We start from the raw sequence: 25667 nt of genomic DNA, 5'->3' as shown, positions 1-25667 counted from the left end.
TTTTATATTTTGACTTAAATCTTTGTTAACTTATTTATAACCTCTTTAGAATCTTTTGTAAAACTAATTGTGCCGAATATGTTCTGTTATTCGCCTGCTGAATTACAATTGAATTTTCTCCGTCTAAAACTTCGTCGCTTACGATTACATTACGACGAACCGGAAGACAGTGCATGAATTTTCCGTTGTTGGTTAATGCCATTTTTTCGGCTGTAACGGTCCAATTTGGATCTGTGTTGGTTACTTTTCCGTAATCGTTGAAGTTACTCCAGTTTTTTACGTAAACGAAGTCTGCATTTTCGAAAGCTTTATCCTGATCGTATTCGATTTTACAATCTTTTGTAATTTCAGGACTTAATTCGTAACCTTCTGGATGTGTGATTACAAAATCCATATCTTTTTGCATTTGCATCATCTCTACGAATGAATTGGCAACGGCTTGCGGTAAAGCTTTTGGATGCGGCGCCCAGGACAAAACTACTTTTGGCTTGTGTTTCGTTTTGTATTCTTCCATCGTAATGGCATCTGCCAAAGATTGCATGGGGTGACGAACAGCGCTTTCCATGTTTACGATTGGAACTGTTGCGTGTTTCAAAAATCCCGATATCACTGTTTCTTGATAATCTTTTTCTTTGTCTACCAAACCTGCAAAAGCACGGATTGCAATAATATCACAATATTGAGAAACTACTTCTGCAGCTTCCTTAATGTGTTCTGAAGCTCCGGAATTCATGATTGCTCCGTCTTCGAACTCTAATGTCCAACCTTCGTTAGTAAAGTTCATCACCATAACATTCATTCCTAAGTTTATAGCGGCTTTTTGAGTGCTCAAACGCGTTCTTAAACTCGGGTTGAAGAATAGCATTCCTAAGGTTTTATTTTTACCTAAAGCTTGATTTTTAAGCGGATCCTTTTTAATTTTTAATGCGCTTTTTACCCATTTTGATAATGAGTCGATGTCTTTTATTGAAATATAATTCATGTCTTTTCTTTTATATTGATTCCTATTTAGACGCGGATTTCACTGATTCGCTTCGCGAAAACGCGGATAAAAACTGATTTTTTTCTTTTCCTTTTTTTACTTTCTTATTTTCCTACTATTTTCGAAAACTTTCCGCTTGAATTCTGGCTTCTTTCCAAAATTTAGGAGTAAACCGACTTCGCAATTTGTTCCTCTTAAATAGTTTAATATTTGATTTTCGAACGCTGGAGCAATACTGTCAGCAGCTTTTAATTCAAGAATAATTAAATTCTCAACAATTAAATCTGCGTAATATTCTCCTACTTCTATTCCTTTATAATAAACTTCTATTTTTCTTTGAGTTTCAACATTTAAACCTTTACTTTTTAATTCCAAGTATAGAGAATTTAAGTAAACTCTTTCTAAAAACCCATATCCTAATTCATTATAAACCTCATAAAACGTTTTAATAATAACATCGGTCAATTCTTCATGTAATAATTCCATAATTTTAAAATTTGAATGAAATATACTACATAAAAATTAAATATATAAATCCGTTTTTATCAGCGTCTTCGCTTTAGCGAATCTGTTTCATCAGCGTTACATATTACACAATCTTAGTAAACGATATTTCGTTTTTCAAAGCCTTTAAAATAAAATTATCATTTAATCCGTTGACGATCCAGGTTTCGATGTTGGCAGCTTTTGCGATTCCAGCTGCTTCAATTTTCGATTGCATTCCTCCTGTTCCGTGTGATGATTTTGATTCGCCGATTTCTTTTTCCAATGTTTTTAAATCATTTACTAATTTAATCGTTTCCGGAATTTCATCATGAATAGAATCCTTGGTGTAAATTCCATTCGTATTGGTGGCAATAATCAGAATATCAACATTTAGCAATACTGCTGTTAAAGCTGCTAATTTATCGTTATCTCCAAACCTGATCTCATCTGTGGCAACGGTATCGTTTTCATTAATAATCGGAATGTAATTGTTCTCAACCAAAACGTTTATTGTATTAACAATATTTACTTTTGACTGGTCTTTTTCAAAATCCGAATAAGACAATAAACATTGGGATGTCAATAAACCTAAATCGCTGAAATTCTCGTGAAAAATCCGCATTAAATGAGGTTGCCCAATTGAAGCTAAAGCTTGTTTTAATGCAATTTCTTTTCCTTTACTTTCGAGCTTTACGAATTGCTTGGCGGCGGCGATTGCTCCTGAACTTACGATTACAAATTCGTAATCTTTGTTAAGAGCGGCAATTTGCATACCTATATCTTCAATCTTTCCCCGCGAAATATGATTGGTTTCTTTGGTTAAAGTATTACTTCCTATTTTTAATAAAATCCGCTTTTTTGACATGCTGTATTTTTTTTACCGCAAAGGGCGCAAGGTTTTTTATTCTGTTTGTGTTTACAAACGCTAAGTTCGCAAAGCTTTGTTTTTAAATAAATTACAATTTTTATCCCGAAGCTTCGGGACCAAATTCCAATAAATCTTAAATCAAAAATCGTTAATCATAAATCTAAAATCATCTTATTTGCCCTTCTCCGTAAACATACCATTTGTTGGTTACCAAATGTTGTAAACCGATTGGTCCTCTTTGGTGCAATTTATCTGTGCTTATGGCTAATTCTCCTCCTAAACCAAATTGTCCTCCGTCTGTAAAACGGGTTGAAGCATTTTGGTAAACTGCGGCTGTGTCAACGGCATCCATAAATTCTTGCGCTGCTTTGTCATCTCTTGTAATAATTACTGCCGAATGTCCGCCGCAATATTTATTTATTTTATCAATTGCATTTTCTTCAGAATCAATACTTCCGATTACAATTTTATAATCTAAAAATTCTTCATACCAGATATCTTCGTTCTGAAGTGTTTCTGTATCTTCAAAACTCTTTAAAGATTCATCAACGATTACTTCTACATTAGATTCTTTTAAAGTCTCGATTAAAATAGCTGTAAAACCTTCAAAATTAGGTAACTTAGAATCTATTAAAACTTTATCAACTGCATTACAAGCTGAAATTTTAGAGGTTTTGGCATTCAAAATTATTTTTAAAGCCAAATCCGTATCTGCATCTTTATGAACGTAAACAAAATTATTTCCGCGTCCGCTTACAATTACAGGACAAGTGGCGTGTGCTTTTACAAACTCGATTAATTTTTCTCCTCCTCTCGGAACAATTAAATCTACTTTTTGAGTTGGTTTTTCTAAGAAAGCCTGAGTTTCTGTTCTGTTGTAATTCAGATATTCAACCCATTCTTTCGAAACTCCGTTTTCTTCTAAAGCCTGATGCCATAAATTAACAATTTTCAGGTTTGATTTTAAAGCTTCTTTTCCTCCTTTTAATAAAATCTTATTTCCGGATTTAAAGGCAATTCCTCCTGCTTCGATTGTAACGTCTGGACGAGATTCATAAATAATTAAAATCGTACCAAAAGCTGCTGTTTTATTAATGACTTTTATTCCATTATCATGAACAAAATGAAAACGTTCTACTCCAACCGGATCTTCCTGAGAAGCTAGTTGATTCAAAGACAAAATCATCTCGTCGACTTTTTTATCATCTACTTTTAGGCGTTCTTCCATCGCTAAATCTGAGCCGTCGTAATCAGTAATATCTTCCTGATTGGTCAAGATAATCTGACTCCGCTCCTGCTCGACCAGCTTTGCCATAGACCGCAAAACCAGATTGCGTTTTTCAATTGATAATGGATTCATAATTTTGTAGTTGGTTGTTTTTTGGTTTGTTTCTTTTTATCGAAACTTATTAGTACTTAACAGGTTTTATAAACCTGTTAAGATATTTATTCTGATTGTGTTTCTAAACCCGACAGGTTTTAAAAACCTGTCGGGTTTAACTTTGAGATAACTTAGTTTTGAAGTTCTTGTAAACTTTCTTTTAACGCTACAATAAAGGTATCAATATCAGCTTTTTTCACTGTTAATGGCGGTAAAATTCTTAACAGATTTTTGTTGTTGGCGCTTCCTGTAAAAATATGTTTTTCGATAATTAGTTTTTTTCTTAAAGCTGCTACATCAAAATCAAATTCTACTCCAAGCATTAAACCTTTTCCTTTTACTTGTTTGATTCCAGGAACTTCTTTGATTTTTTCTAAGAAATATTCATAAACTTCGTTTACATTTTTATGTAAATCTAGTTTTTCGATTACATCAAGAACCGCAATTCCTGCTGCACAAGACAAATGGCTTCCTCCGAAAGTAGTTCCTAATAATCCGAAACTTGCTTCAAATTTTGGAGAAATTAAAATAGCTCCAACCGGAAATCCGTTCCCCATTCCTTTTGCAACTGAAATAATATCAGCATTAATTCCGTGATGTTGGAACGCAAAGAATTTTCCGCTTCTTCCGTATCCTGATTGAACTTCGTCTAAAATTAAAACAACATCATGTTTTTTACATGCTTTTTCTAAAGCCTGAAAAAATTCTGTTGTTCCCTGATCTAAACCTCCAACTCCTTGAATTCCTTCGATAATTACTGCCGTAACATCTCCTTTTTCAAGTTCTGCTTCAACTAATTCGATTTGGTTTAGAGGTAAAAAAGTAACTACTTGTTGTGCATTAATTGGCGCTACGATTTTCTTATTGTCTGTAACGGCAACGGCTGCAGAAGTTCTTCCGTGAAACGAATTGTCAAAAGCAATAACTCTTGATTTTCCGTTATGGAAAGAAGCTAATTTTAATGCATTTTCGTTTGCTTCAGCTCCAGAACTACATAAAAATAACTCGTAATCTTCTAATCCTGAAAGTTTCCCTAATTTCTGCGCCAATTCTACCTGCAAAGGATTCTGAATTGCATTCGAATAAAATCCTAAATGATCTAATTGATTCTTTAGTTTTTCTACATAATCAGGTTGCGTATGGCCAATTGAGATTACACCATGTCCGCTATATAAGTCTAAATATTCCACTCCGTTATTGTCTGTAATTGTGCAATCTAGTGCTTTTACAGGTGTGATATCATAAAGTGGGTATACGTTAAATAAATTCATGTCTATTTTTGTTTTTTTTGTTTCAGGTTTCATGTTTCAGGTTATATAGAGAACGTGAAACTTTAAACTTGAAACTATTGTTAAGCTTCATATTTATTGCTTCAAGCTACGTACAGAACGTGAAACTTGAAACTTAAACCTGAAACAAATTTTTCCTAAAATCCGCTTGGTTTCAAATGTAAACCTGTAGTTTCTTCTAACCCAAACATTAAATTCATGTTTTGAATCGCTTGTCCTGAAGCACCTTTGGTTAAGTTGTCAATAATTGAAGTGATTAAAACCCGGTTTCCTTTTTTCAATAAACTGATGATACATTTGTTAGTTTGAACGACTTGCTTCATGTTGATGTTTGTCGTTGTAACGGTTACAAAAGGTTCATTTTTATAAAAATCTTGGTACTTTGCAACTAAGTCTTCTAAACTTTCTTCAGAAGTTGTATATAATGTTGCAAAAATTCCTCTTGTGAAATCGCCTCTATTCGGAACAAAAATTAACTCATCTGAATAATCGGCCTGCAATTGATTCACACTTTGGTTAATTTCTCCCAAATGTTGGTGCTCAAAAGCTTTATAATGCGACATATTATTATTTCTCCAGCTAAAGTGCGAAGTTTCAGCAAGACTTACTCCTGCTCCTGTACTTCCTGTTGTTGCATTAATATGAACATCATCTTTAAGAAGATTATTTTTCGCTAATGGCAACAAAGCCAATTGAATTGCGGTAGCAAAACAACCTGGATTTGCGATAAAATTTGCTTTTTTGATTTCCGTTTTATTCAATTCAGGCAATCCGTAAACGAATTCTTTTCCGTCAAAATTAGCGTCTTTCGTTAATCTGAAATCATTTCCTAAATCAATGATTTTAGTATGGCTTGCGAATTTATTTTCTTGTAAAAATGAAATCGATTTACCGTGTCCTAAACACAAGAAAACTACATTTACGTCAGGATTTACAACATCTGTAAAGTTCATTTCAATATCTCCCATCAAATCATGGTGCGCCACAGAAAGTGGTTTTCCAGCATTTGTTGTACTGTAAACAAAATCGATGTTTACATTGGGATGATACATCAAGATTCTGATAAGTTCTCCGGCCGTATAGCCTGAACCACCAATTATTCCGACATTAATCATGATCTAAATGATTTACAGATGAAAATATGTTTTGTGCATTTCCGAGAATTTTGATAAATCCTTTTGCATCATCAGATGTCCATGCGTTGTTCATTTCTCCGTATTGACCAAAACCTGTGTTCATCAAATCATTATCAGATTCAATTCCGTCAAGCGAAAAATGATATGGTTTTAGTGAAACGGTTACAACACCATTTACTGTTTTTTGTGTGTCTTGCAGGAAAGTTTCGATGTTACGCATTACCGGATCTAAAAACTGACCTTCATGAAACAACATTCCGTACCAGTTTCCTAATTGTTCTTTCCAGTATTGTTGCCATTTACCAAGTGTGTGTTTCTCTAATAAATGGTGCGCTTTGATGATGATTAATGGCGCAGCAGCTTCAAAACCAACTCTTCCTTTAATACCAATAATAGTATCTCCAACATGAATATCTCTACCAATTGCAAAAGCATTTGCCAGTTTTTCCAGCGCTACAATATTATTTGATGGTTTATCAAACTGACCGTTTAAACCAACTAATTCTCCTTGTTCAAAATGCAATCTTACTTTTTCTTCTTCTTCTTTTTTCAATTGAGATGGATAAGCATCACTTGGTAAGGGTTGGCTTGAAGTTAAGGTTTCTTTTCCTCCAACACTTGTTCCCCAAAGTCCTTTATTGATCGAATATTGTGCTTTTTCCCAAGAATAATGAACTCCGTTTTGAGCCAAATAATCAACTTCTTCTTGTCTTGAAAGTTTTAAATCTCTAATTGGAGTAATAATTTCAATTTCCGGAGCAATAGTCTGGAAAATCAAATCAAAACGAATCTGATCATTTCCTGCACCTGTACTTCCGTGTGCGATTGCGCTTGCTCCAACTTTTTTAGCATATTTAATTGCTTCAATCGCCTGAAAAACACGCTCTGCACTTACTGATAATGGATATGTATTGTTTTTTAATACATTACCAAAAATCAAATATTTTATAGCTTTATCATAATATTTGTCTACGATTGTAAGGTTTGCGTGTTGCGCGCTTCCTAATTCGTAAGCTCTTTTTTCGATTGCTGATAATTCTTCAGCATCAAATCCTCCTGTATCTACAAGTACGGTGTGAACTTCGTATCCTTTTTCATTTTTTAAATATTTCAAACAATACGAGGTATCTAATCCTCCACTATAAGCTAATACAACTTTTTTCATTTTTTATAATTTAGGCTAATACTTTCGTATGTAGCAAGTTTGAGATTTCTTTTTTGATTTATTCTTAGGTTAAAAAGATAAACGACAATAGTTTATTTAAGAATAAAGCTTGTTTAATTTTTTTTAATCTGCTTAAAACGGCCTCATTAAAAGGATGTCTTGGCGGATCTTTTTGTTTTTCTTTTGGGTCGTACAACATTCCGGTACAAAGGCACATTTTGTTTTCTTTGCTTTGCAGGATTTGGTAATTGGTACACGTTTTACAACCTGCCCAAAAACTCGGATCTGTTGTTAATTCTGAGAACGGAACTGGTTTGTAACCCAAATCAGAGTTGATTTTCATTACAGCCAAACCGGTTGTAATACCAAATATTTTAGCGTCCGGGTATCTTTTTAGGGAATAATCAAAAACTTTTGATTTGATTTTTTTTGCCAAACCTAAACTTCTGTAATCCGGATGTACAATTAAACCAGAATGAGCCACGAATTTTCCGTGTTGCCAACTTTCGATATAACAAAAACCTGCAAATTTTCCGTCTGCCAGAGCAATCATCGCATCACCATTCGACATTTTTTTCTGAATGTATTCAGGAGTTCTTTTAGCAATCCCTGTACCTCTTAGCAAGGCAGATGATTCTATCGTATCGCAAATTTCCTGTGCGAATTTGAAGTGTTCTTCCTGAGTAACAACAATAGAGATTTTCATTTCAATAGTTGAAGTTAGAGTTAAAAATTAAAACGTATTGTTTAGTTTGAAATCCGGAAATCAATCCCGCAAAAATAGACATAATAGAAGTAACATTCTCAAAATCAAAAACTTGATTAAGAAAAACGAAAAAATTATATATACTTTTAGGATATGTTTGTCCAATGGACAAATGTTGTGATTTCAAAATGAAAAATGAATATAAATAAATACGCGGCGAAAAACTCTGTGAATACTATAGAGATAGTATCCGTACTTCGGGAGAAGTAGCAGGTGAGTTTGTCCGTGACAAAGAAGTTATATGTAAACTTATTTTATTCATTGGTGCAAAAGTACACTATTTTTTTATTTACAAAACAAAAAATTAAAATTCTAACATTTTTTTAATGTTCTGTTATTTTTATGAGACTCTATCCCGAAGCTTGGAGACTAAGATACTGAGGTTCTGAGTTTTCTTTCTTAATTTTAAAATTAAAATCATGAACAGCTGATTTTATACTTATTAAAGAGTTTTTCTCAAAGTTTGTCATTTCGACGAAGGAGAAATCACACTAAAAACTTCATAATCAAATTCGACAATCTTTGTCAAGTTACCTGTGTGATTTCTCCTTCGTAGAAATGACAAAAAATCAATAAACGATATTTTAAACAAAAGAAAACCCGATAGTTAGAGAATAACTATCGGGTTTTAAAAACTTTATAAATATTGTGTTTCTATTTTTTAGTAAAAGGAATTGTTTCCCCACTACTTAAAATAATCATATCAAAACCTGTTTTTGCTTCGTTGTATTTAAATTTTAATCCCGCACTCGCAGATTGAAATGCATCTTTTTCATTTTCTACAGGACTTACAGTAAATTTAGGAAAGTTTGTAATTTCAACATTTAAAGTGCTGTTTTTTTCTGTTACATCGATCTTCAAAGGTGCTCTTGAAGTTGAATATGTTCCCAAATAGCTGTCTAAAACAACATCTTTCTCTATTTTACCGTTTCCCAATTTCCACACATTATTCGCTTCGTTGTTGTCAGGAAAAACATGATCAGGATCAAGTGTTATACTTTCAATTTCTTCGGTAGAATTATGTTTAAAAGTCCACACGTTATTACGTTGCCAAACTTCTACCGGTAAGTTAACTCTTGTAACTTTTCCGCTTTTTGTTTTAACATCTAAAATAACCGGCATTGGCATTTTATCGAAATTTTCAATTGTTATTGCAACTCCTTTAGAAGGATCGTTTTTAATATATTTAATTGAATTAATTCCCTGATCAAAACGCCAGTTGTTTACGTACCAACTTCTCCAGAACCAACTTAAATCTTCGCCGGCAACATTTTCCATAGATCTGAAAAAATCATCCGGTTGAGGATGTTTGTATGCCCAACGCTCAATATAAGTACGGAAAGCAATATCAAAACGCTCTTTTCCTAATATTTGTTCTCTTAAAATTACCAAACCAGAACTTGGCTTAAAATAGCAAAGCATACCAATATTAGCCTCTTTCATATTATCCGGAGAACTCATTATCGTTTCTAAATTAGGTCTTGTAAATGACTCTGCCGCTTTATGCAAATCGGTTAGTGGTTCTACATATTCTCCTTTATTAAATGCAGCAGTACTCAAGGAATTAATAAAAGTATTAAAACCTTCATCCATCCAACCAAATAATCTTTCGTTTGAACCTACAATCATAGGAAACCAGATATGTCCAAATTCATGATCTGTAACTCCCCATAAATCTTGTCCTTTTGAATCCCAGCTGCAAAAAACGATTCCGGGATATTCCATTCCGCCCTCATTTCCTGCTACGTTTGTCGCTGCCGGATAAGGATATTCAAACCATGTTTTAGAGTAATGTTCTATGGCAGCTTTTACATATTCAGTAGAACGTCCGTAAGCTGCTTCGCCACCACTTTCTACAGGATAAGCAGATAAAGCCAATGATTTTTTACCACTTGGCAAGTTAATTTTTGCTCCATCTAAAACAAAAGCCTGAGATGATGCCCAGGAAAAATCACGAGCATTTTTTATTTGGTAATGCCATGTTTTTTCACCTGCAGCGTTTGCATTTGCAGTTGCAGCAACTTCTTCAGCAGAACGAATCATAACTGCTTTATCGCTTAACGAAGCTTCTTTATAACGCTTGAAAACTTCTGCCGGCATTACTTCTGCCCCGTTCAGTAATTCTCCTGAACCTACAACATAATGATTTGCCGGAACTGTAAGTTTTACATCAAAATTACCATATTCTAAATAAAACTCAGAAGCACCTAAATACGGATGTGTATTCCAGCCTCTTACATCGTCATAAACACACATACGCGGATACCATTGTGCTATCGTGAAAATTTTACCGTTTTTAGTTTCTAAAACTCCCATTCTGTCTGATCCTTCAAAAGGAGCAACAAACGAAAATTCGATTTTAATTTTTACACTTCCGCCTTTTGATGCTAATTCTTCAGGAAGAAATATTTGCATTCTGGTATCTGTAATTACAAATTTTGCTTCAGCTTCGGTCTTTTTCTTTCCTAAAGAAATTACTTTAACTGATTTTATTTTATTTCCGCCATCAAAAACCTGTCCCTGAGCGCCATTACGACTCCCGGTTAAAGGCACAACGGCATTTCCTCTAGAATCTTCTTTAAATAAATTTTGGTCTAAATTCAACCATAAAAATCCTAATTTATCAGGACTATTATTGGTATATGTAATTTCATCTGTACCAATAATCTCGTTTGTAACAGCATTTAATTTTGCCGTTATTTGATAATCGGCTCTGTTTTGCCAGTATTCAGCTCCCGGCTGACCGCTTGCAGAACGGGTTGGCGTTCCGTTTTTTGTATAAAAATGTGGTGCAAATGCATCATGATAACTATAACTATTAACTGGATTTACCGCTGTTGTTGCAGGCGTTTCTTGTGCCCAAACAGAAGAAATTCCAACAAACAAAGCCAGGGTTAATAAGGCTTTTGAGGATTGTATTTTCATATTTTTTAGCTGTTTATGTAGCAAATTAAGGAAAAAAAAAGCTATTTAAAGGAAAAACAGGAATCATAAATTTAATTTTAGCAAAATTTTACCAAAAAAATAATTTAAAGGATTTTCTTAAAAAAATAAAATTTATAAAATATATTTACATCACTATTAAGATTCATTCATTTCAATATTAAAATACTTTGAATACAACTATTTCAAATTCAATACTAAGTGCCTCTATAAAACATGCCGGAGCCGAATTGTTTTCGCTTAAAGACAATCAAAATAAAGAATATATCTGGGAGGGTAATCCTGATTTCTGGGGAAAACATTCTCCAATACTTTTTCCTATTGTGGGTACTTTAAAAAACAACACTTATACGATCAACGCAAAAGAATACCAATTACCAAGACATGGATTTGCTCGTGATATGGAATTTCAATTGATAGAAAAAACTCAAAACAGAGCTGTTTTTTCATTAAAATCTGACACTGAAACTTTAACGAAATATCCTTTTAAATTTGAGTTGCAAATTATCTATTCTCTTGAAGAAGCTTCATTGAATATTGAGTATAAAGTAATCAATAAAAATGAGGGCAAAATACCTTTTTCGATTGGGGCACATCCTGCGATAGCTTTGCCTGAAAATTTTGAAAATTATGCTTTTGAATTTGAAAAGGATGAAGCTTTAAAATATTACCTTTTAGAGAACGATTTGATTTCTAACGAAACTAAAATTTTAGAAACATCTAATAATCTTATTCCTTTAAATTATAAATTATTCGAAAATGACGCTTTGATTTTCAAAACATTAGAATCAAAATCATTAACAATTCTTGAAAATTCTAAACCATATGTGAAAGTTGATTTTAAAGATTTTCCAAGCTTCGGAATCTGGACAAAAGAACAAGCTCCATTTGTTTGTATTGAGCCTTGGTTAGGATACTCGGACACTGCCGAAAATTCAGGAGATTTATTTGAAAAAGAAGGAATTGTAGTTTTAGACGCAGGTCAGACTTTTAATTCAAAATTTAGTATCACAATATTATAATTAAGAAAAATGCTGGAATTTAATTTTACTCCATTTCCTGTAATAGAAACAGAACGTTTACTTTTAAGAAGAATAACAAACGACGATGCAAATGAAGTTTTCGAATTGCGTTCGAATCCTGAAACGATGAAATACATCCCAAGACCTTTAGTAAAAGACAATGAAGATGCATTGGCTCACATTGCTATGATTGATGATAAAATTGTAACAAATGTGGGTATCAACTGGGGAATAACTTTAAAAGATAACCCAAAACTTCTTGGAATTATAGGATATTACAGAATGCAGCCTGAAAATTATCGTGCTGAAATTGGCTATATGCTTTTGCCGGAATTTCACGGAAAAGGAATTATTCCCGAAGCCGTAAACCGATTAATTGCTTATGGTTTTGAAGATTTAAAACTACACTCGATAGAAGCTGTAATTGACCCGGAGAATTATGCCTCAGAAAAGGTTTTACAAAAATGTGGTTTTGTAAAAGAAGCACATCTAAAAGAATCCGAGTTTTATGAAGGCCGCTTTTTAGACAAGGTAATTTACTCATTATTAGAACCTAAGTAATTTATAGCTCTGATTAGAAAAAAACATTGCTGTTAAATTAAAACATTTAGATAATAGTAATAAATGGTTTACGTTATATTTGCACGCGAAATAAGTGATGAAGCCTTATTTTAATACCACGTAAACCTATTTTTTTATGAAAAAATATTTAATCCTTCTTGTTGTTTTCTTTTCCATCCAATCTCAAAGCCAAACTTTTATTAAGTTCAATGCTGCAACTGCTTTACTTGCAATACCTAATGTTGGTATTGAAACCAGCATTGGCAAAAATTTGACTTTTAGTGTTGATGTAATGGCTTCTTTTTGGGAATCCTTTAATGGACATAGTCCAATGAAATTTTACACATTAACTCCTGAATTACGTTACCATTTTAAAGAAAATTATGACGGGTTTTATGTTGGTGGTCATGCTGGTCCGGACATTTACGAAATACAAAAATGGAATTACTGGGATTCTAACAAATACGAACACGGTTTTGGTTACCGTTTAGGAGTTACAGTTGGGTACAACCTTAAATTGAGCGATAAATTTTTATTAGACTTTTTTGCAGGAGCTGGCTGGCACCAGGGCTTTTATCATGGTTACTACAATGACGGAACTCCGGGAAGATATGAAAAAGCGCCAAACTGGAACAAAAGTGGTGAATGGCTTCCGTACCGCGGAGGTGTTATGATCTCTTATAAATTGTAATTAATTAGAGAATTTAGGTAAAGTTTTTACGTATAAATCCTCTACTTTTTTACGCGCCCAATCTGTCTTTCTTAAAAAAGTAAGACTTGATTTTACACTTGGATCTGATGTAAAGCATTTTATCGGAATTAACGCTGCCAAAGTATCAAAACCGTAATGATTTACCAGCGCTTCTACTATTTTTTGAAGTGTAACTCCGTGTAAAGGATCTTTTGATTGATTTTGCATTTTATAATTTTAAAATAATATTAAAAGACCGTACTTATAAAGTACGGTCTTTATCTTTTTTACAAAATTAGTAAATTGAAATGTAAATCAATCTACAACTATTTAGAATATAAATTTAAATCCAAATGATAGCGGAGACGTTAAGTTTGGATTACTTCCGCCCAAAGCACCATTATAAAATGATTCGACATTTGCTACGTGTGCCAATCCAAAATTTGTAACCGTAGTTTTTTCGCCATTTTTTGGGTCCAGCGTTGTTGAAGTAAAGTTCGCTAAATCATAAGAAAACTCAACAGAGAAATTCTTTGTTACAAAATAATCAAATCCGCCTGAAAGCGACAAGCCAATCTGGTTAACTTTTAAATCACTTTCTTTTTCTTTTCCTGTTATAATTGGAGCAGCCAATTGTCCAAAGAAATATAAAGTACCGGCAACGTTCCAATATTTCCTTGCTAAAGGCTCAATAACAATTAAATCAGTTTTTGCAGCTGTTCCAGCTTTCGAATCTGCTTTGATATTTATATAACCTAAACCTGCTCCTACAGCAACAGACGGAGTAATAAATGTTCCTACAATTGGCAATACAGATATACTTGTATTCTTAGCATCGGCAGTTTTAGTTTGCTGATAACCAAATTGCGAAGTCGCGAACCAAGCCCCTTTTAATCCTTGGTTAACCTCTTGTGCTTTTGCTGTTAAACCTATTAATACAATACCGGCGAGTGTTAAAATTTTTCTCATTTTAAATTTATTTTTTAAATTATTTAACAAACTTACCGGTAAGCTTTATCTTCAAAAATGATTAAAATCATAGATTAAAAAAAATCTTTAGTTATCTTTGATAGCACCAAAGTTTTCAATTTTGTTTACATTTGCATTATGTTAAAAACAGTCAATATACTTAATAAAAGAGCTCGATTTGATTATGAGATAATCGATACTTATACTGCCGGAATCGTTTTATCCGGTACAGAAATTAAATCGATACGATTAGGAAAAGCTAATATCACAGAGAGTTTTTGTGAATTTAGTAATCTTGAACTGTTCGCTATAAATACTTATATCGAAGAATATACTTTTGGAAATCAGTTCAATCATAAAGCAAGAAGTGAAAGAAAATTGCTTTTGAATAAAAAGGAATTAAAAAGTCTTCATAAAAGTGTTCAGGCAAAAGGACTTACTATTGTTCCTCTAAAATTATTTACAAATGAAAAGGGGCTTGCAAAATTGCAAATTGGTCTTTGTAAAGGAAAGAAAAATTACGACAAGCGTGAATCCCTAAAAGAACAAGACACCAAACGCGACCTCGACCGAATAAAAAAAGCTTATAATTAAAGTTATTTAGTCGCCAGAAGTATTTTCTTACTTTTTATACGTATTTTTACTACAATAATTTTTTAAAAATTGTAATATGAAAAAATACTTAATCTTATTAGTTACTATTCTAGTAGTTTCTGGTTGTGGCACCAATACTTCTATCGTAAATAGTTGGAGAGATCCAAAAATTACAGTTGCTCAGGAAAACTTCAAAAAAGTTTTGGTTGTTGCATTGGTAAAAGACGAAGCGTCCAGAAGGGTTACTGAAAACAGAATTGCTGCCAGTAACGAAATCTTCAAAACTTCTTACCAATACTTAAACGAAACAACCAAAAATCTCACTAAAGAACAAAAATTAAAAATATTACAAGATGAGAACTTTGACGGAGTTATTACGCTTCGCTTAGTAAGTACCGAAAAAGAAACTGAATATGTTCCGGGAACTTACACCGGCATGTATTACGGAGGATTTGATGGTTTATATACCGGAATGTATGGTTATGGTTTTGGAAACTGGTACGGTATGTATTCTCCAAACTTCTATGATCCGGGATATTATCAGGAAACTACATCTTATATGGTAGAAACGAATGTTTTTTCTCTAAAAGAAAATAAACTCATCTGGACAGGAACTACAAAATCAGATTATGTTACTGATTTAGGTCAAACCGTTGATGCAATTATGCAAACAGTTGTAAAAGAAATGAGAAAAGACGGATCACTTCCTCCTAAATAAAAAGAATTACTAAAAGCGATAGTTATCTATTGCTTTTTTAATTTAAATGAAAATGACTAAATTTGTCAAGACAATATAAAGCATAAAAAAAATGAAAACACTTCTTAAAAACGCGAGAGAACAAAAAGGATTAAAGACTCGGGAAGTGGCACAAATACTCGGTATTGATCAGGCTTTGATAAGTAAATTTGAATCAGGAACGAGAAAACCTACTAAAGATCAAATTTCTAAACTTGCTCAACTTTTAGAAATTGATTATGAAACTTTAATGATCGCATGGCTTAAAGAAAAAATTCTATATGAAATTGGAGATGATGAATTTGCTTTAAAAGCTTTAATACTAGCCGAGCAAGAAATAAAATATAATAAAACAGTTTCGAAATTAAAGATTTCCAATACTTTGGAAAAACTTTTAAAAGAGATCGATCTTTTAAAAGAAAAACTAGATAGTTATCGCAAATATGATAGTTTCAGAATCACTCAGGTATTAGAGTTAGAATATACTTTTGAAAGTAATCGTATTGAAGGCAATACAATGACACTTCGCGAAACAGATATGGTTATTAATGAAGGTTTGACTATTTCAGGAAAAAGTATGCGCGAACATTTAGAAGCTATTAATCATCAGGAAGCAATTGGTTTTATAAAAGATTTGATGCAAAGAAATGTTTCACTAAACGAACGTGATCTTTTATCCATTCACAATTTAATTTTACGCGGAATAATTCCTGAAGATGCCGGACGTTATAGAAAAGTCCAGGTTATGATACAAGGAAATACACATATGCCGCCACAACCTGATATGGTTGCAAAAGAAATGGAAGATTATTTTATTTGGTACGAAATCAATAAAAACAAATTACATCCAATAATTCTTGCTGCCGAAATGCATGAGAGATTAATCACAATTCATCCTTTTATTGATGGAAACGGACGAACTTCCCGTCTTGTCATGAATTTAATTCTATTACAAAAAGGTTACACCATTGCAAATATAAAAGGAGATTATGATAGTCGTATGCAATACTATCAAACTCTTGAAACTGCTCAAACAAAGAATAATAAAGAAGACTTTTTACTCTTTGTTGCTCAAGTTGAAAAAGAAAATCTAGAACGATATATTAGTATTATTAGTCAATAAAAAAGCCCAACTGAGTTGGGCTTTTTATTAATTTTTATCTTCTAATAAAGGAACAAATCTAAATTCTCCAAACTCATGTTTCTCGAATTGTGTTTCGTTTTTACGAATTAATAAAGTCATAATCTGCACGTCTTCTCCTAACGGAATAACAAGCCTTCCTCCTATTTTTAGCTGCGCCATTAAAGGCTGAGGAATAAACGGAGCACCCGCTGTAACAATAATACTGTCAAACGGTGCGTAACTTGGTAACCCTTTATACCCATCTCCAAAAGACAAATGCTTAGGGCGAATATTTAATTTAGGAAATAAATTTGATGTTGTCTTGAATAATTCGTTTTGTCTTTCTACACTAAAAACCTTAGCGCCAAGCATACACAAAACGGCAGTCTGGTAACCTGAACCAGTTCCTATCTCTAAAATTTTATGCTCTTTTTTTACTTTTAATAATTGCGACTGAAAAGCAACCGTATAGGGTTGTGATATCGTTTGCCCCGCTCCTATAGGAAATGCCTTATCCTGATAAGCATAATCTTCGAAACTGGAATTCAGAAAAAGATGTCTTGGGATTTTTTTTATTGCATCCAAAACTGCTCTGTCAGTAATACCTTTTTGCTCTAAAGTGCTTACTAATTGATTACGTAGTCCTTGATGTTTGGCAGTATCTTTCAAAATGGGTAGGTTTTATTTTTGCAAAAATAAGAAAGTAAATAGTAAATCAAATATTGATTTTTAATTATTAAATCGCTAAATCTTTACTGCATTCATTTTCACGTTCGACAAATAAATTATATTTTTGTTTAAAATACATTCTCATGTTAAAAGTAGGAGTTTTAGGTGCTGGTCATCTTGGTAAAATACATTTACGCTTATTACAACAATCTGACAAATACGAATTAGTTGGATTTTACGACGAAAATCAAGAAAATGCCGAAAGAATATCAAAAGAATTTGGCTATAAAAACTTCAGTACTATTGCAAAATTAATCCACGCTGTGGATGTCATTGATATTGTAACTCCTACGCTCTCGCACTATAAATGTGCTAAGGTAGCTATTAAATCAGGAAAACATATCTTTATAGAAAAACCAATTGCGAATACCGTTCAGGAAGCCGAAGAAATTATTGCTTTGGCAAAAGAATATAACGTAAAAGGTCAGGTAGGTCATGTTGAGCGCTTTAATCCGGCGTTTATTGCTACAAAAAACATGATCGAAAATCCTATGTTTATAGAAACACATCGTCTGGCTGAATTTAATCCGCGTGGGACAGATGTTCCCGTAGTTTTAGATTTAATGATTCATGACATTGATGCAATTTTGAGTGTTGTACATTCAAAAGTAAAAGACATTCACGCAAGTGGCGTTTCTGTAATTAGTGATACTCCGGATATTGCAAACGCCAGAATTGAATTCGAAAACGGATGTGTAGCTAATTTAACAGCTAGCAGGATTTCGATGAAAAATATGCGAAAAACACGTTTCTTTCAAAAAGATGCTTATATATCAGTTGACTTTTTAGAGAAAAAATGTGAAGTAGTTCGTATGAAAGATGCGCCGGAAACTCCCGGAGATTTTGATATGATCCTGCAAAATGCCGAAGGCGTAAAAAAACAAATCTACTTTACAAATCCTGATGTCGAGCAAAACAATGCAATTCTGGATGAGCTGGAATCATTTGCAAATGCAATAAAAACAGACACAACTCCTGTGGTAACGCTTGAACAAGCTACAGATGCTTTAAGAGTAGCGTACCAAATTATTGATTGTTTCGATAAATAAATAAAAAATAAACTCATTATTTTTAAGGTTTAAAGCGTACTTCATAGGAGCTTTAAACCTTAACTTTTAAAATTCAAATACTAAAATTAAATGAAAACTATAGCTGTAATTGGTGCAGGAACAATGGGTAACGGAATTGCTCATACATTTGCACAAAGTGGTTTTACTGTAAAACTGATTGATGTTTCTGAGAAATCATTAGACAAAGGAATGGCAACTATTGCTGCTAATTTAGACAGAATGTTATCTAAAGGTACCATAACTCAAGAAGAAGTTGCAAAAACAATAACCAATATTATAACGTATACTGATATTAAAGATGGTGTTGTAGGTGTTGATTTAGTAGTTGAAGCTGCAACAGAAAATGTAGAACTAAAACTAAATATCTTTAAACAATTAAATGAAGCTTGTTCTCACAATACAATTTTAGCCACCAATACTTCTTCTATATCAATAACTCAAATTGGGGCTGTTGTTTCGCATCCTGAACGCGTTATTGGTATGCATTTTATGAATCCGGTGCCAATTATGAAATTAGTAGAAATTATTCGCGGATACAATACCAGCGATGAAGTCACTAAAATCATCATGGATTTATCTGAAAAATTAGGAAAAATACCTGTTGAAGTAAACGATTATCCTGGCTTTGTAGCAAATAGAATTTTAATGCCTATGCTAAATGAAGCAATTGAAACGTTATATAATAAAGTAGCCGGTGTTTATGAAATTGATACGGTAATGAAATTAGGTATGGGACATCCAATGGGACCGCTTCAACTTGCTGATTTTATTGGCCTTGATGTTTGTCTTGCTATTTTGAATGTAATGTACGAAGGATTTAAAAACCCCAAATACGCTCCTTGCCCATTATTAGTAAATATGGTAAGAGCAGGAAAACTTGGAGTAAAATCAGGAGAAGGTTTTTATGATTATAGTGAAAGTAAAAAAGCAGAGAAAATCTCTAAGCAATTTATTCTTTCATAAAAAAGAAATACCATGTCGATACAATCGAATTTAAATACAATCAAATCAACTTTGCCAGAACATGTAACTCTTGTTGCGGTTTCTAAAACAAAGCCTGTTTCTGATTTGATGGAAGCTTACGAAGCCGGTCAACGCATTTTTGGAGAAAACAAAATCCAGGAAATGACTGATAAGTACGAAGAAATGCCAAAAGACATTCAATGGCATATGATAGGTCACGTGCAATCGAATAAAGTCAAATTTATGGCACCATTTGTGAGCTTAATTCATGGTGTTGATAGTTTAAATTTACTGCAGCAAATCAATAAACATGCTTTAAAAAACAATAGAATCATTGATTGTTTGCTTCAAATATACATTGCCGAAGAAGAATCTAAATTTGGTTTAGACGAAAATGAATTAAATGAATTATTATCTTCACCAGAATTCAAAGAGATGAAAAATATTCGTATCTTAGGATTAATGGGAATGGCAACTTTTACAGAAGACCAAAACCAAATCAAAAAAGAATTTACACATTTAAAATCTATTTTTGATTCGATTAAAAAGCTAAAAGCTGAAAACTGCGATCTAAAAACAATTTCTATGGGAATGTCTGGAGATTATAAACTAGCCATAGAATGCGGAAGCACAATGGTTCGCATTGGAAGCAGCATTTTTGGCGGCCGTTAATTTTGAAGCCACATAGCAAGACGCACTGCGGTGCGCCCCTACAGAAAACTGAATACTAAAAACCGAGACTGAATACTGAATTTGTACGCAATACTAGACATAGAAACCACTGGAGGCCAGTTTAACGAAGAAGGAATTACCGAAATCGCCATTTATAAATTTGATGGCCATGAAGTAGTTGACCAATTTATTAGCCTTGTTAATCCTGAAATTCCGATTCAGCCTTTTGTGGTGAAATTAACCGGAATTAATAATGCTATGTTGCGTTCAGCCCCTAAATTTTTTGAAGTTGCAAAACGAATCATCGAAATTACTTCTGATTGCATTATTGTAGCTCATAACGCATCATTTGATTATAGAATTCTACGTACAGAATTCAGACGTTTAGGCTACGATTTTGAAGCCAGAACGCTTTGTACAGTTGAACTTGCCAAAAAATTAATCCCGGAACAACCTTCTTATAGTTTAGGAAAACTCGTTCGCGCATTGGGAATACCAATGGCAGACAGACATCGTGCCAGCGGTGACGCAATGGCAACTACGAAACTCTTTAAAATGCTTTTAGAAAAAGATCTAGAGAAAACCATTGTAAAAGACTTTATAAAGCTGGAAATTGAGAAAGGAATTGCACCTAAATTTTTAGACATTTTAGCACAAATGCCTACAAAAACGGGCATTTATTATATTCACAATCAAGGTGGTAATTTAATTTATATTGGCAAAAGCCAAAACATAAAAAAGAGAGTCAATCAGCATTTTACTGGAATTACGACAAAAAGCAAAAAAATTCAAGCCGAAGTTTTTACCATTACCTATGATGAAACCGGCAGCGAATTAATAGCTTTACTGAAAGAAAGTGAAGAAATAAAAATAAACCGACCAAGACATAATCGCTCACAACGAAAAACTATATTTCAATATGCTTTATATCCTGAAAAAGATTCTAACGGATATATCAACCTAAAACTTGAAAAAGCAGATGGACGTAAAAAAGAAATTACTTCATTTGCCACACTTCAGGAAGGTAAAAATGCCTTATTTAAATTCACTTCTAAATATCATTTATGCCAGAAATTAACAGGATTATATCAAACCAAAAAAGAATGTTTTCAATATAAAATAAAAGAATGCGACGGAGCTTGTATAGGAGAAATCACTCCTGAGGTATACAATGCCAGAGTACAACAATTTATATCAGAAAATAGCTTCGATAATAAAAGCATGATTCTTATTGACAGAGGCCGTAATATAAACGAAAGAAGCGCAGTACTGATAGAAAACGGAATATATCAGGGATATGCTTTTTATGATTTAAATTACCAGATAAACAACATCGAAATTCTAAAAAATATTTTAATTCCTATGCAGCACAATCGTGATGTAAAAAATATTATCCAGAATTACATGCGCAAAAGCAAATCGCTTAAAATACTTCATTTTTAACAAACAAAAACTTTCATTATCTTCGTAGATATGAAAAAAATAAAATCAAAATACGAAATTTTCAGAGAGAAAATCAAAATCATCCTATATGGCACCAATACCATTTTAGGCCGCATGTTCGATTTAGTATTACTGGGATTAATTCTATTGAGTGTTATTTTGATTATGATGGAAACCGTTCAGGGAATCAATCAAAAATATCATTATCAACTTTTTATCTGCGAATGGGTTATCACCATATTTTTTACAATTGAATATATTTTAAGGATTATTTCGATTCAAAAACCCGTCAAATACGTTTTTAGCTTCTACGGAATTATTGATTTACTGGCTGTTTTACCCATGTATTTATCGATATTTTTTCCCGGAGCCAGCATTTTATCTATTGTTAGAGCGCTGCGTTTCTTTCGATTATTCAAAATTTTACATATTCCGCAGATCTCACATCAATCCATACAACTTCGCGAAGCTATAGAAGCGAGTAAAGAAAAAATCCTCGTGTTTATTTATTTTGTCCTGATTAGCACCATAATTATTGGATCTATTATGTATCTCGTCGAAGGCAGAAGCTCCGGTTTTACAAGTATCCCAATGAGTATTTACTGGACAATTGTAACCCTGACAACAGTGGGTTATGGAGATATTTCACCACAAACGCCATTAGGACAATTCATAGCAGCATTAGTTATGATTTTAGGTTACGGAATTATTGCCGTACCTACCGGAATCGTAACTGCAGAATTTGCAAAAAGCAGTCTTAAAAACAATGCTGTCGGCACTAAAAAAACATGCAAAAAATGTAATTCACAAGTACATTTTGACAGCGCAAAATATTGTTATCAATGCGGAACTGAATTACCTGATAATTAATTTAAGAAGCTATTTCCAGCTGTACATTACAACTCCTCCTTATCTTTGTTGTTTTTTAAAGGCATAAAAGGAGCTTCTAAAGTCGCTCTTTTATCCCAAAAAAAACTAACAAATATAAGTCCGGGGTTTTCACTCCCATCTGGGCTAAAAAATATGAAACACTTAATTACCATTGTCGGACCAACAGCTATAGGCAAAACAGCCTTAAGTATTGCTTTGGCAAATCATTTTAAATGCGAAATAATATCTTGCGACAGTCGTCAGTTTTTTAAAGAAATGACAATTGGTACAGCTGTTCCAAATCAGGAAGAACTACAAGCTGCAACACATCATTTTATTCAAAATAAATCTATTTTCGAAAATTATACTGTAGGAGATTACGAAAAAGAAGCGCTGATTAAACTTGAAGAATTATTTCAAAATAACGACTTTGCTATTCTTATCGGCGGTTCTGGTCTTTACGTTGATGCAATTTTAAAAGGTTTTGACGAATTTCCGGAAATTAATCCAGAAGTACGTTCTGAAGTAAATTCAAACTACGAAAAATTCGGAATTGAATATCTTCAGGAACAATTACAGCATTTGGATCCGGAATATTATCAAAAAATAACTCTAGAAAATCCACAAACGCTCCAAAACCCGCAACGAATGATGCGTTTTGTAGAAGTTTGCATCGGAACTCAAAAACCATATTCGTCTTTTCTGAATCAAAAGAAAAACAACCGAAACTTCATTCCCATCTTAATTGGTTTAGATGCTGAAAGACCAATCATTTATGACAGAATCAATCAACGCGTCGATAATATGATCAAAGAAGGTTTATTAGCCGAAGCAGAACAATTATATCCACATAAAGTATTAAATGCATTACAAACTGTGGGATATAGAGAATTATTTAGTTATTTTGACGGAGATTTCACGTTGCCTTTTGCGATCGAAGAAATCAAGAAAAATACCCGCCGTTTTTCCAAAAGACAACTTACGTGGTTCAAAAGAAACGAAGCTACAAAATGGTTTGATTACGCCACACCCAAGAGTGAAATCATCTCGTTTATTCAGTCAAAAATCTAAAATCTAATATCAAAAATTAAAAAATGCCTATATCACCAAATTTCACTTCAGTTTTAAGCAAAGACTGGGAAATCAATTTTACACAATGTACACCAACAGGTTTCTTAAAATATACTGATTTATGTAATATTTTACAATTAACCGCTGCAGCACATTCAGAAGTTGGCGGAATCAGTTTTTTTGATATGCAGGAATTTCATCAAGCCTGGGTTCTTAGCCGCATGCGGGTTGAAGTTAGCGCTTTACCAAAATGGCAGGATATTGTAACAGTAAAAACATGGATCAATAGTTTAGAAAATTCACGTTCAGTCCGTGCACTTGAAATGTATGTAAACGGAAAAAAAATAGTGGGATGCGAAACTTATTGGGCTGTTTTTAATACACAAGCCCGTCGTCCGGAACCTTTGGCATTACCATACGAACATTTTGAACTGTTTCCTGAAAACAGAGCTACAAACGAAGGATTTTCAAAAATAAACATCAATCATGAAAAAGAAGCAGTTTTTGAAAAAACAGTTTACTTATCTGATTTAGATATTGTAAATCACGTAAATAATGTCAAATATTTAGAATGGTGCCTGGATCATGTTGATGAGAAAAGAATTTTGAAACAAGAAGTAAAAAGTTTCGAAATGAATTTCATGAAAGAACTGTCCCTGAAAGACCAGGTTGTGATTCATGAAAGTGAAGATAATACTACTGCAAAATTTAGTATTACAAAAGGCGAAAAAACTTGTTTCGCATTAGAATTACATTGGAAATAAAATTGCCAACAGATATAACGGATTGAATGAATTAACACTGATTTATCTATTTTAAAATTAGTAAATTCTCGGCTAATTATATATATTATTCAATAAAAAACGATGCAACTCAAAATAGAATTGCATCGTTTTTAGTTTTAAATCAAAAATCATTTTGATTTCTTATTAGAATCTTTTTTCAGGTTCTTTTTCTTATTATTATTTTTGATCAAATCAATTTTACCCTTTATTCTTTTTTCTACTTCTGTAATATCAGAATCAAAAGCAAACTGTAAAGTACTCAATTTTGCATTTTTTATTTCCTTTAATGCATTTTTAAATTGCCGTTGTGTTTCAAAAAGAATTGCTTTTTTTACAAATATTTCAGATTTGTTTATTCCTTTTACAGTCAGAGCAAAATCGATCAGTTTTTTGGCTTCTTCATAATCTTCATTCAAAATTAAGGTATGAATATAATACGGATATACTTCCAGCGCATGAATATTTATAGCCAATGCATCTTGAAAATAAGATTTTGCCTCTTCATAATTCCATAATTGTTCTGCCTGGATTCTTCCGTATAAACACAAAACCATTGTATTTTTTGCATCATAAGAAAAGGCATAATCTAAGGATTCAATCGTTTCTTCAAGCGAATACGGATAATTATCCAAAGCCTGAAAAAGGTATTTATCAATTGTTTTCATTTCGTAAATCTGTTTTTAATTTCTGACGAGTTCCTTTGTAACTTTTCTCCACTTTATTCTTTTTAAAGTCAGATCCTGTAAAAACCCTGACAGGATTCCCACGCTGAATATTCAGTTGGTTTTCCCATTGTTTTCCAACATGGTTTTTAAGCTGCTGCAAAGTTTCGCCTTCTAATTTTTTTAATAATCTCTCTGTTGCCAGTTTTTTGTTTTGATGTTGCGATCGGCTATCCATCGATACAACAGCAATTCCAGTTGGAATATGTGTTGCCCTGATTGCTGAACTAACTTTATTAACGTGTTGTCCGCCAGCTCCGGAACTTCGCATTGCCTGGTATTGAATATCGTTTTGTAAAATTGATGTATTCTTTTGTGGCTCAATCTCAAAAACACCAATAAACCAATTTTTGCGTTTATGCATTTTTCTAAACTGGCTTTGACCAATCCATAAAATTGTTCCAATCCAGGAATTAGCAAATGTTGTAGCATTTTCTCCTTTTACAGCAATTGTAGCCGTTTCAATAGTTCCATTTTCCTGACCTGCCTCTCTTTGAAGCAAAATAGTTTCTAAACCTTGCACCTGTGCTTCGTCCAGAATTTTTTTAAGCACTTGGGCAACTACCCAAGTGCATTCTGCAGGTCCCCGACCCGCTGTTATCTGAATTATTTTTTCCATTTTTTAATTTC

The 25667-nt window shown here is 32.9% G+C and carries 27 protein-coding genes; 13 read left to right on the top strand and 14 right to left on the bottom strand.

Going from position 1 to position 25667, the window contains the following annotated elements; translation table 11 throughout:
• Positions 1 to 34: 34 nt before the first annotated feature.
• The 9 genes from ASF10_RS16830 to ASF10_RS16790 form a co-directional block, all read right to left on the bottom strand.
• On the bottom strand, positions 35 to 982 hold the full coding sequence (locus ASF10_RS16830) for an N-acetylornithine carbamoyltransferase (RefSeq protein ID WP_056251415.1): 948 nt from the start codon (positions 980 to 982) through the stop codon (positions 35 to 37).
• A gap of 96 nt (positions 983 to 1078) precedes the next feature.
• Complete coding sequence (locus ASF10_RS16825; RefSeq protein ID WP_056251412.1) at positions 1079 to 1468, bottom strand: GxxExxY protein; 390 nt, start codon at positions 1466 to 1468, stop codon at positions 1079 to 1081.
• A 103-nt stretch (positions 1469 to 1571) separates the two neighbouring features.
• Positions 1572 to 2333: a glutamate 5-kinase gene (gene proB, locus ASF10_RS16820; RefSeq protein ID WP_056251409.1), complete on the bottom strand. Its 762-nt coding sequence runs from the start codon at positions 2331 to 2333 to the stop codon at positions 1572 to 1574.
• A gap of 169 nt (positions 2334 to 2502) precedes the next feature.
• Complete coding sequence (locus ASF10_RS16815; RefSeq protein ID WP_056251406.1) at positions 2503 to 3696, bottom strand: glutamate-5-semialdehyde dehydrogenase; 1194 nt, start codon at positions 3694 to 3696, stop codon at positions 2503 to 2505.
• 152 nt (positions 3697 to 3848) lie between these two features.
• A complete protein-coding gene (locus ASF10_RS16810; protein ID WP_056252232.1) occupies positions 3849 to 4988 on the bottom strand; it encodes an aspartate aminotransferase family protein in 1140 nt (379 codons plus the stop codon).
• 155 nt (positions 4989 to 5143) lie between these two features.
• Positions 5144 to 6121 carry an N-acetyl-gamma-glutamyl-phosphate reductase gene (argC, locus tag ASF10_RS16805; protein WP_056251404.1) on the bottom strand — a complete coding sequence of 326 codons (978 nt, stop codon included), beginning with the start codon at positions 6119 to 6121 and terminating at the stop codon, positions 5144 to 5146.
• Positions 6114 to 7307, bottom strand: a complete 1194-nt coding sequence (locus tag ASF10_RS16800) for an argininosuccinate synthase (RefSeq protein WP_035680634.1) — start codon at positions 7305 to 7307, stop codon at positions 6114 to 6116. Before ASF10_RS16800 ends, argC begins: the two co-directional genes overlap by 8 nt.
• A 64-nt stretch (positions 7308 to 7371) precedes the next feature.
• The gene (locus ASF10_RS16795; protein ID WP_056251401.1) at positions 7372 to 8013 is read right to left on the bottom strand and encodes a GNAT family N-acetyltransferase; all 642 of its coding nucleotides are present in this window, start codon (positions 8011 to 8013) and stop codon (positions 7372 to 7374) included.
• Between the two features lie 714 nt (positions 8014 to 8727).
• Positions 8728 to 10998: a M1 family metallopeptidase gene (locus ASF10_RS16790; protein WP_056251399.1), complete on the bottom strand. Its 2271-nt coding sequence runs from the start codon at positions 10996 to 10998 to the stop codon at positions 8728 to 8730.
• Positions 10999 to 11186: 188 nt separating this feature from the next.
• Here ASF10_RS16790 and ASF10_RS16785 point away from each other — a divergent pair, with 188 nt between their 5' ends.
• The 3 genes from ASF10_RS16785 (at position 11187) to ASF10_RS16775 (ending at position 13290) form a co-directional block, all read left to right on the top strand.
• Complete coding sequence (locus ASF10_RS16785; RefSeq protein ID WP_056251396.1) at positions 11187 to 12038, top strand: aldose 1-epimerase family protein; 852 nt, start codon at positions 11187 to 11189, stop codon at positions 12036 to 12038.
• Positions 12039 to 12047: 9 nt separating this feature from the next.
• Complete coding sequence (locus ASF10_RS16780; RefSeq protein WP_056251392.1) at positions 12048 to 12599, top strand: GNAT family N-acetyltransferase; 552 nt, start codon at positions 12048 to 12050, stop codon at positions 12597 to 12599.
• 136 nt (positions 12600 to 12735) lie between these two features.
• A complete protein-coding gene (locus tag ASF10_RS16775; RefSeq protein ID WP_056251388.1) occupies positions 12736 to 13290 on the top strand; it encodes a DUF3575 domain-containing protein in 555 nt (184 codons plus the stop codon).
• Here the strand turns inward: ASF10_RS16775 and ASF10_RS16770 are convergent, their stop codons facing one another.
• Together ASF10_RS16770 and ASF10_RS16765 are read right to left on the bottom strand one after the other, a co-directional pair.
• Positions 13291 to 13518, bottom strand: coding sequence for a VF530 family DNA-binding protein (locus tag ASF10_RS16770; RefSeq protein WP_056251385.1), 228 nt, complete (start codon positions 13516 to 13518; stop codon positions 13291 to 13293).
• Between the two features lie 102 nt (positions 13519 to 13620).
• The gene (locus tag ASF10_RS16765) at positions 13621 to 14259 is read right to left on the bottom strand and encodes an outer membrane beta-barrel protein (RefSeq protein WP_056252229.1); all 639 of its coding nucleotides are present in this window, start codon (positions 14257 to 14259) and stop codon (positions 13621 to 13623) included.
• 138 nt (positions 14260 to 14397) lie between these two features.
• Here ASF10_RS16765 and smpB point away from each other — a divergent pair, with 138 nt between their 5' ends.
• From smpB to ASF10_RS16750, 3 genes are all read left to right on the top strand, one after another.
• Complete coding sequence (gene smpB, locus ASF10_RS16760; protein ID WP_056251381.1) at positions 14398 to 14853, top strand: SsrA-binding protein SmpB; 456 nt, start codon at positions 14398 to 14400, stop codon at positions 14851 to 14853.
• A gap of 76 nt (positions 14854 to 14929) precedes the next feature.
• Positions 14930 to 15571, top strand: a complete 642-nt coding sequence (locus ASF10_RS16755; protein WP_056251378.1) for a hypothetical protein — start codon at positions 14930 to 14932, stop codon at positions 15569 to 15571.
• A gap of 91 nt (positions 15572 to 15662) precedes the next feature.
• Positions 15663 to 16712: a Fic family protein gene (locus ASF10_RS16750; protein WP_056251376.1), complete on the top strand. Its 1050-nt coding sequence runs from the start codon at positions 15663 to 15665 to the stop codon at positions 16710 to 16712.
• Positions 16713 to 16739: 27 nt separating this feature from the next.
• Here ASF10_RS16750 and ASF10_RS16745 read toward each other — a convergent pair whose 3' ends face one another.
• Complete coding sequence (locus ASF10_RS16745; RefSeq protein WP_056251373.1) at positions 16740 to 17381, bottom strand: protein-L-isoaspartate(D-aspartate) O-methyltransferase; 642 nt, start codon at positions 17379 to 17381, stop codon at positions 16740 to 16742.
• Positions 17382 to 17524: 143 nt separating this feature from the next.
• On the opposite strand from ASF10_RS16745, the gene ASF10_RS16740 reads away from it, so the two are divergent.
• The 7 genes from ASF10_RS16740 (at position 17525) to ASF10_RS16710 (ending at position 24294) form a co-directional block, all read left to right on the top strand.
• Positions 17525 to 18490 (top strand): Gfo/Idh/MocA family protein, encoded by a 966-nt coding sequence (locus tag ASF10_RS16740; RefSeq protein ID WP_056251370.1) that lies wholly within the window; start codon positions 17525 to 17527, stop codon positions 18488 to 18490.
• 90 nt (positions 18491 to 18580) lie between these two features.
• Complete coding sequence (locus ASF10_RS16735) at positions 18581 to 19474, top strand: 3-hydroxyacyl-CoA dehydrogenase family protein (RefSeq protein WP_056251368.1); 894 nt, start codon at positions 18581 to 18583, stop codon at positions 19472 to 19474.
• 12 nt (positions 19475 to 19486) lie between these two features.
• Positions 19487 to 20146, top strand: coding sequence for a YggS family pyridoxal phosphate-dependent enzyme (locus tag ASF10_RS16730; protein WP_056251364.1), 660 nt, complete (start codon positions 19487 to 19489; stop codon positions 20144 to 20146).
• 81 nt (positions 20147 to 20227) lie between these two features.
• Complete coding sequence (locus tag ASF10_RS16725) at positions 20228 to 21589, top strand: exonuclease domain-containing protein (protein ID WP_056251361.1); 1362 nt, start codon at positions 20228 to 20230, stop codon at positions 21587 to 21589.
• Positions 21590 to 21619: 30 nt separating this feature from the next.
• Complete coding sequence (locus ASF10_RS16720; RefSeq protein ID WP_056251358.1) at positions 21620 to 22459, top strand: ion transporter; 840 nt, start codon at positions 21620 to 21622, stop codon at positions 22457 to 22459.
• Between the two features lie 153 nt (positions 22460 to 22612).
• Positions 22613 to 23530: a tRNA (adenosine(37)-N6)-dimethylallyltransferase MiaA gene (gene miaA, locus ASF10_RS16715; protein WP_056251356.1), complete on the top strand. Its 918-nt coding sequence runs from the start codon at positions 22613 to 22615 to the stop codon at positions 23528 to 23530.
• Positions 23531 to 23553: 23 nt separating this feature from the next.
• Positions 23554 to 24294, top strand: coding sequence for an acyl-[acyl-carrier-protein] thioesterase (locus ASF10_RS16710; RefSeq protein WP_056251351.1), 741 nt, complete (start codon positions 23554 to 23556; stop codon positions 24292 to 24294).
• 149 nt (positions 24295 to 24443) lie between these two features.
• On the opposite strand, the gene ASF10_RS16705 is transcribed toward ASF10_RS16710, so the two are convergent.
• Complete coding sequence (locus ASF10_RS16705; RefSeq protein WP_056251348.1) at positions 24444 to 24980, bottom strand: hypothetical protein; 537 nt, start codon at positions 24978 to 24980, stop codon at positions 24444 to 24446.
• Positions 24967 to 25656 carry a peptide chain release factor H gene (gene prfH, locus ASF10_RS16700; RefSeq protein ID WP_056251346.1) on the bottom strand — a complete coding sequence of 230 codons (690 nt, stop codon included), beginning with the start codon at positions 25654 to 25656 and terminating at the stop codon, positions 24967 to 24969. The genes ASF10_RS16705 and prfH overlap by 14 nt, the downstream gene beginning before the upstream one ends.
• Between the last annotated feature and the right edge of the window lie 11 nt (positions 25657 to 25667).

Source organism: Flavobacterium sp. Leaf82 (genome assembly GCF_001422725.1).
In the GTDB taxonomy this organism is placed as follows: Bacteria; Bacteroidota; Bacteroidia; order Flavobacteriales; family Flavobacteriaceae; genus Flavobacterium.
The sequence above is the reverse complement of the archived record's forward strand: the minus strand, read 5'-3'. Positions and strand labels throughout refer to the sequence as shown.

Excerpts from the sequence above, each read along its gene's own strand:
- ASF10_RS16830 (WP_056251415.1), bottom strand. The coding sequence starts at position 982 with ATGAATTATATTTCAATAAAAGACATCGACTCATTATCAAAATGGGTA.
- ASF10_RS16825 (WP_056251412.1), bottom strand. The coding sequence starts at position 1,468 with ATGGAATTATTACATGAAGAATTGACCGATGTTATTATTAAAACGTTT.
- proB (WP_056251409.1), bottom strand. The coding sequence starts at position 2,333 with ATGTCAAAAAAGCGGATTTTATTAAAAATAGGAAGTAATACTTTAACC.
- ASF10_RS16815 (WP_056251406.1), bottom strand. The coding sequence starts at position 3,696 with ATGAATCCATTATCAATTGAAAAACGCAATCTGGTTTTGCGGTCTATG.
- ASF10_RS16810 (WP_056252232.1), bottom strand. The coding sequence starts at position 4,988 with ATGAATTTATTTAACGTATACCCACTTTATGATATCACACCTGTAAAA.
- argC (WP_056251404.1), bottom strand. The coding sequence starts at position 6,121 with ATGATTAATGTCGGAATAATTGGTGGTTCAGGCTATACGGCCGGAGAA.
- ASF10_RS16800 (WP_035680634.1), bottom strand. The coding sequence starts at position 7,307 with ATGAAAAAAGTTGTATTAGCTTATAGTGGAGGATTAGATACCTCGTAT.
- ASF10_RS16795 (WP_056251401.1), bottom strand. The coding sequence starts at position 8,013 with ATGAAAATCTCTATTGTTGTTACTCAGGAAGAACACTTCAAATTCGCA.
- ASF10_RS16790 (WP_056251399.1), bottom strand. The coding sequence starts at position 10,998 with ATGAAAATACAATCCTCAAAAGCCTTATTAACCCTGGCTTTGTTTGTT.
- ASF10_RS16780 (WP_056251392.1), top strand. The coding sequence starts at position 12,048 with ATGCTGGAATTTAATTTTACTCCATTTCCTGTAATAGAAACAGAACGT.
- ASF10_RS16775 (WP_056251388.1), top strand. The coding sequence starts at position 12,736 with ATGAAAAAATATTTAATCCTTCTTGTTGTTTTCTTTTCCATCCAATCT.
- ASF10_RS16770 (WP_056251385.1), bottom strand. The coding sequence starts at position 13,518 with ATGCAAAATCAATCAAAAGATCCTTTACACGGAGTTACACTTCAAAAA.
- ASF10_RS16765 (WP_056252229.1), bottom strand. The coding sequence starts at position 14,259 with ATGAGAAAAATTTTAACACTCGCCGGTATTGTATTAATAGGTTTAACA.
- smpB (WP_056251381.1), top strand. The coding sequence starts at position 14,398 with ATGTTAAAAACAGTCAATATACTTAATAAAAGAGCTCGATTTGATTAT.
- ASF10_RS16755 (WP_056251378.1), top strand. The coding sequence starts at position 14,930 with ATGAAAAAATACTTAATCTTATTAGTTACTATTCTAGTAGTTTCTGGT.
- ASF10_RS16750 (WP_056251376.1), top strand. The coding sequence starts at position 15,663 with ATGAAAACACTTCTTAAAAACGCGAGAGAACAAAAAGGATTAAAGACT.
- ASF10_RS16740 (WP_056251370.1), top strand. The coding sequence starts at position 17,525 with ATGTTAAAAGTAGGAGTTTTAGGTGCTGGTCATCTTGGTAAAATACAT.
- ASF10_RS16735 (WP_056251368.1), top strand. The coding sequence starts at position 18,581 with ATGAAAACTATAGCTGTAATTGGTGCAGGAACAATGGGTAACGGAATT.
- ASF10_RS16730 (WP_056251364.1), top strand. The coding sequence starts at position 19,487 with ATGTCGATACAATCGAATTTAAATACAATCAAATCAACTTTGCCAGAA.
- ASF10_RS16720 (WP_056251358.1), top strand. The coding sequence starts at position 21,620 with ATGAAAAAAATAAAATCAAAATACGAAATTTTCAGAGAGAAAATCAAA.
- miaA (WP_056251356.1), top strand. The coding sequence starts at position 22,613 with ATGAAACACTTAATTACCATTGTCGGACCAACAGCTATAGGCAAAACA.
- ASF10_RS16710 (WP_056251351.1), top strand. The coding sequence starts at position 23,554 with ATGCCTATATCACCAAATTTCACTTCAGTTTTAAGCAAAGACTGGGAA.
- ASF10_RS16705 (WP_056251348.1), bottom strand. The coding sequence starts at position 24,980 with ATGAAAACAATTGATAAATACCTTTTTCAGGCTTTGGATAATTATCCG.
- prfH (WP_056251346.1), bottom strand. The coding sequence starts at position 25,656 with ATGGAAAAAATAATTCAGATAACAGCGGGTCGGGGACCTGCAGAATGC.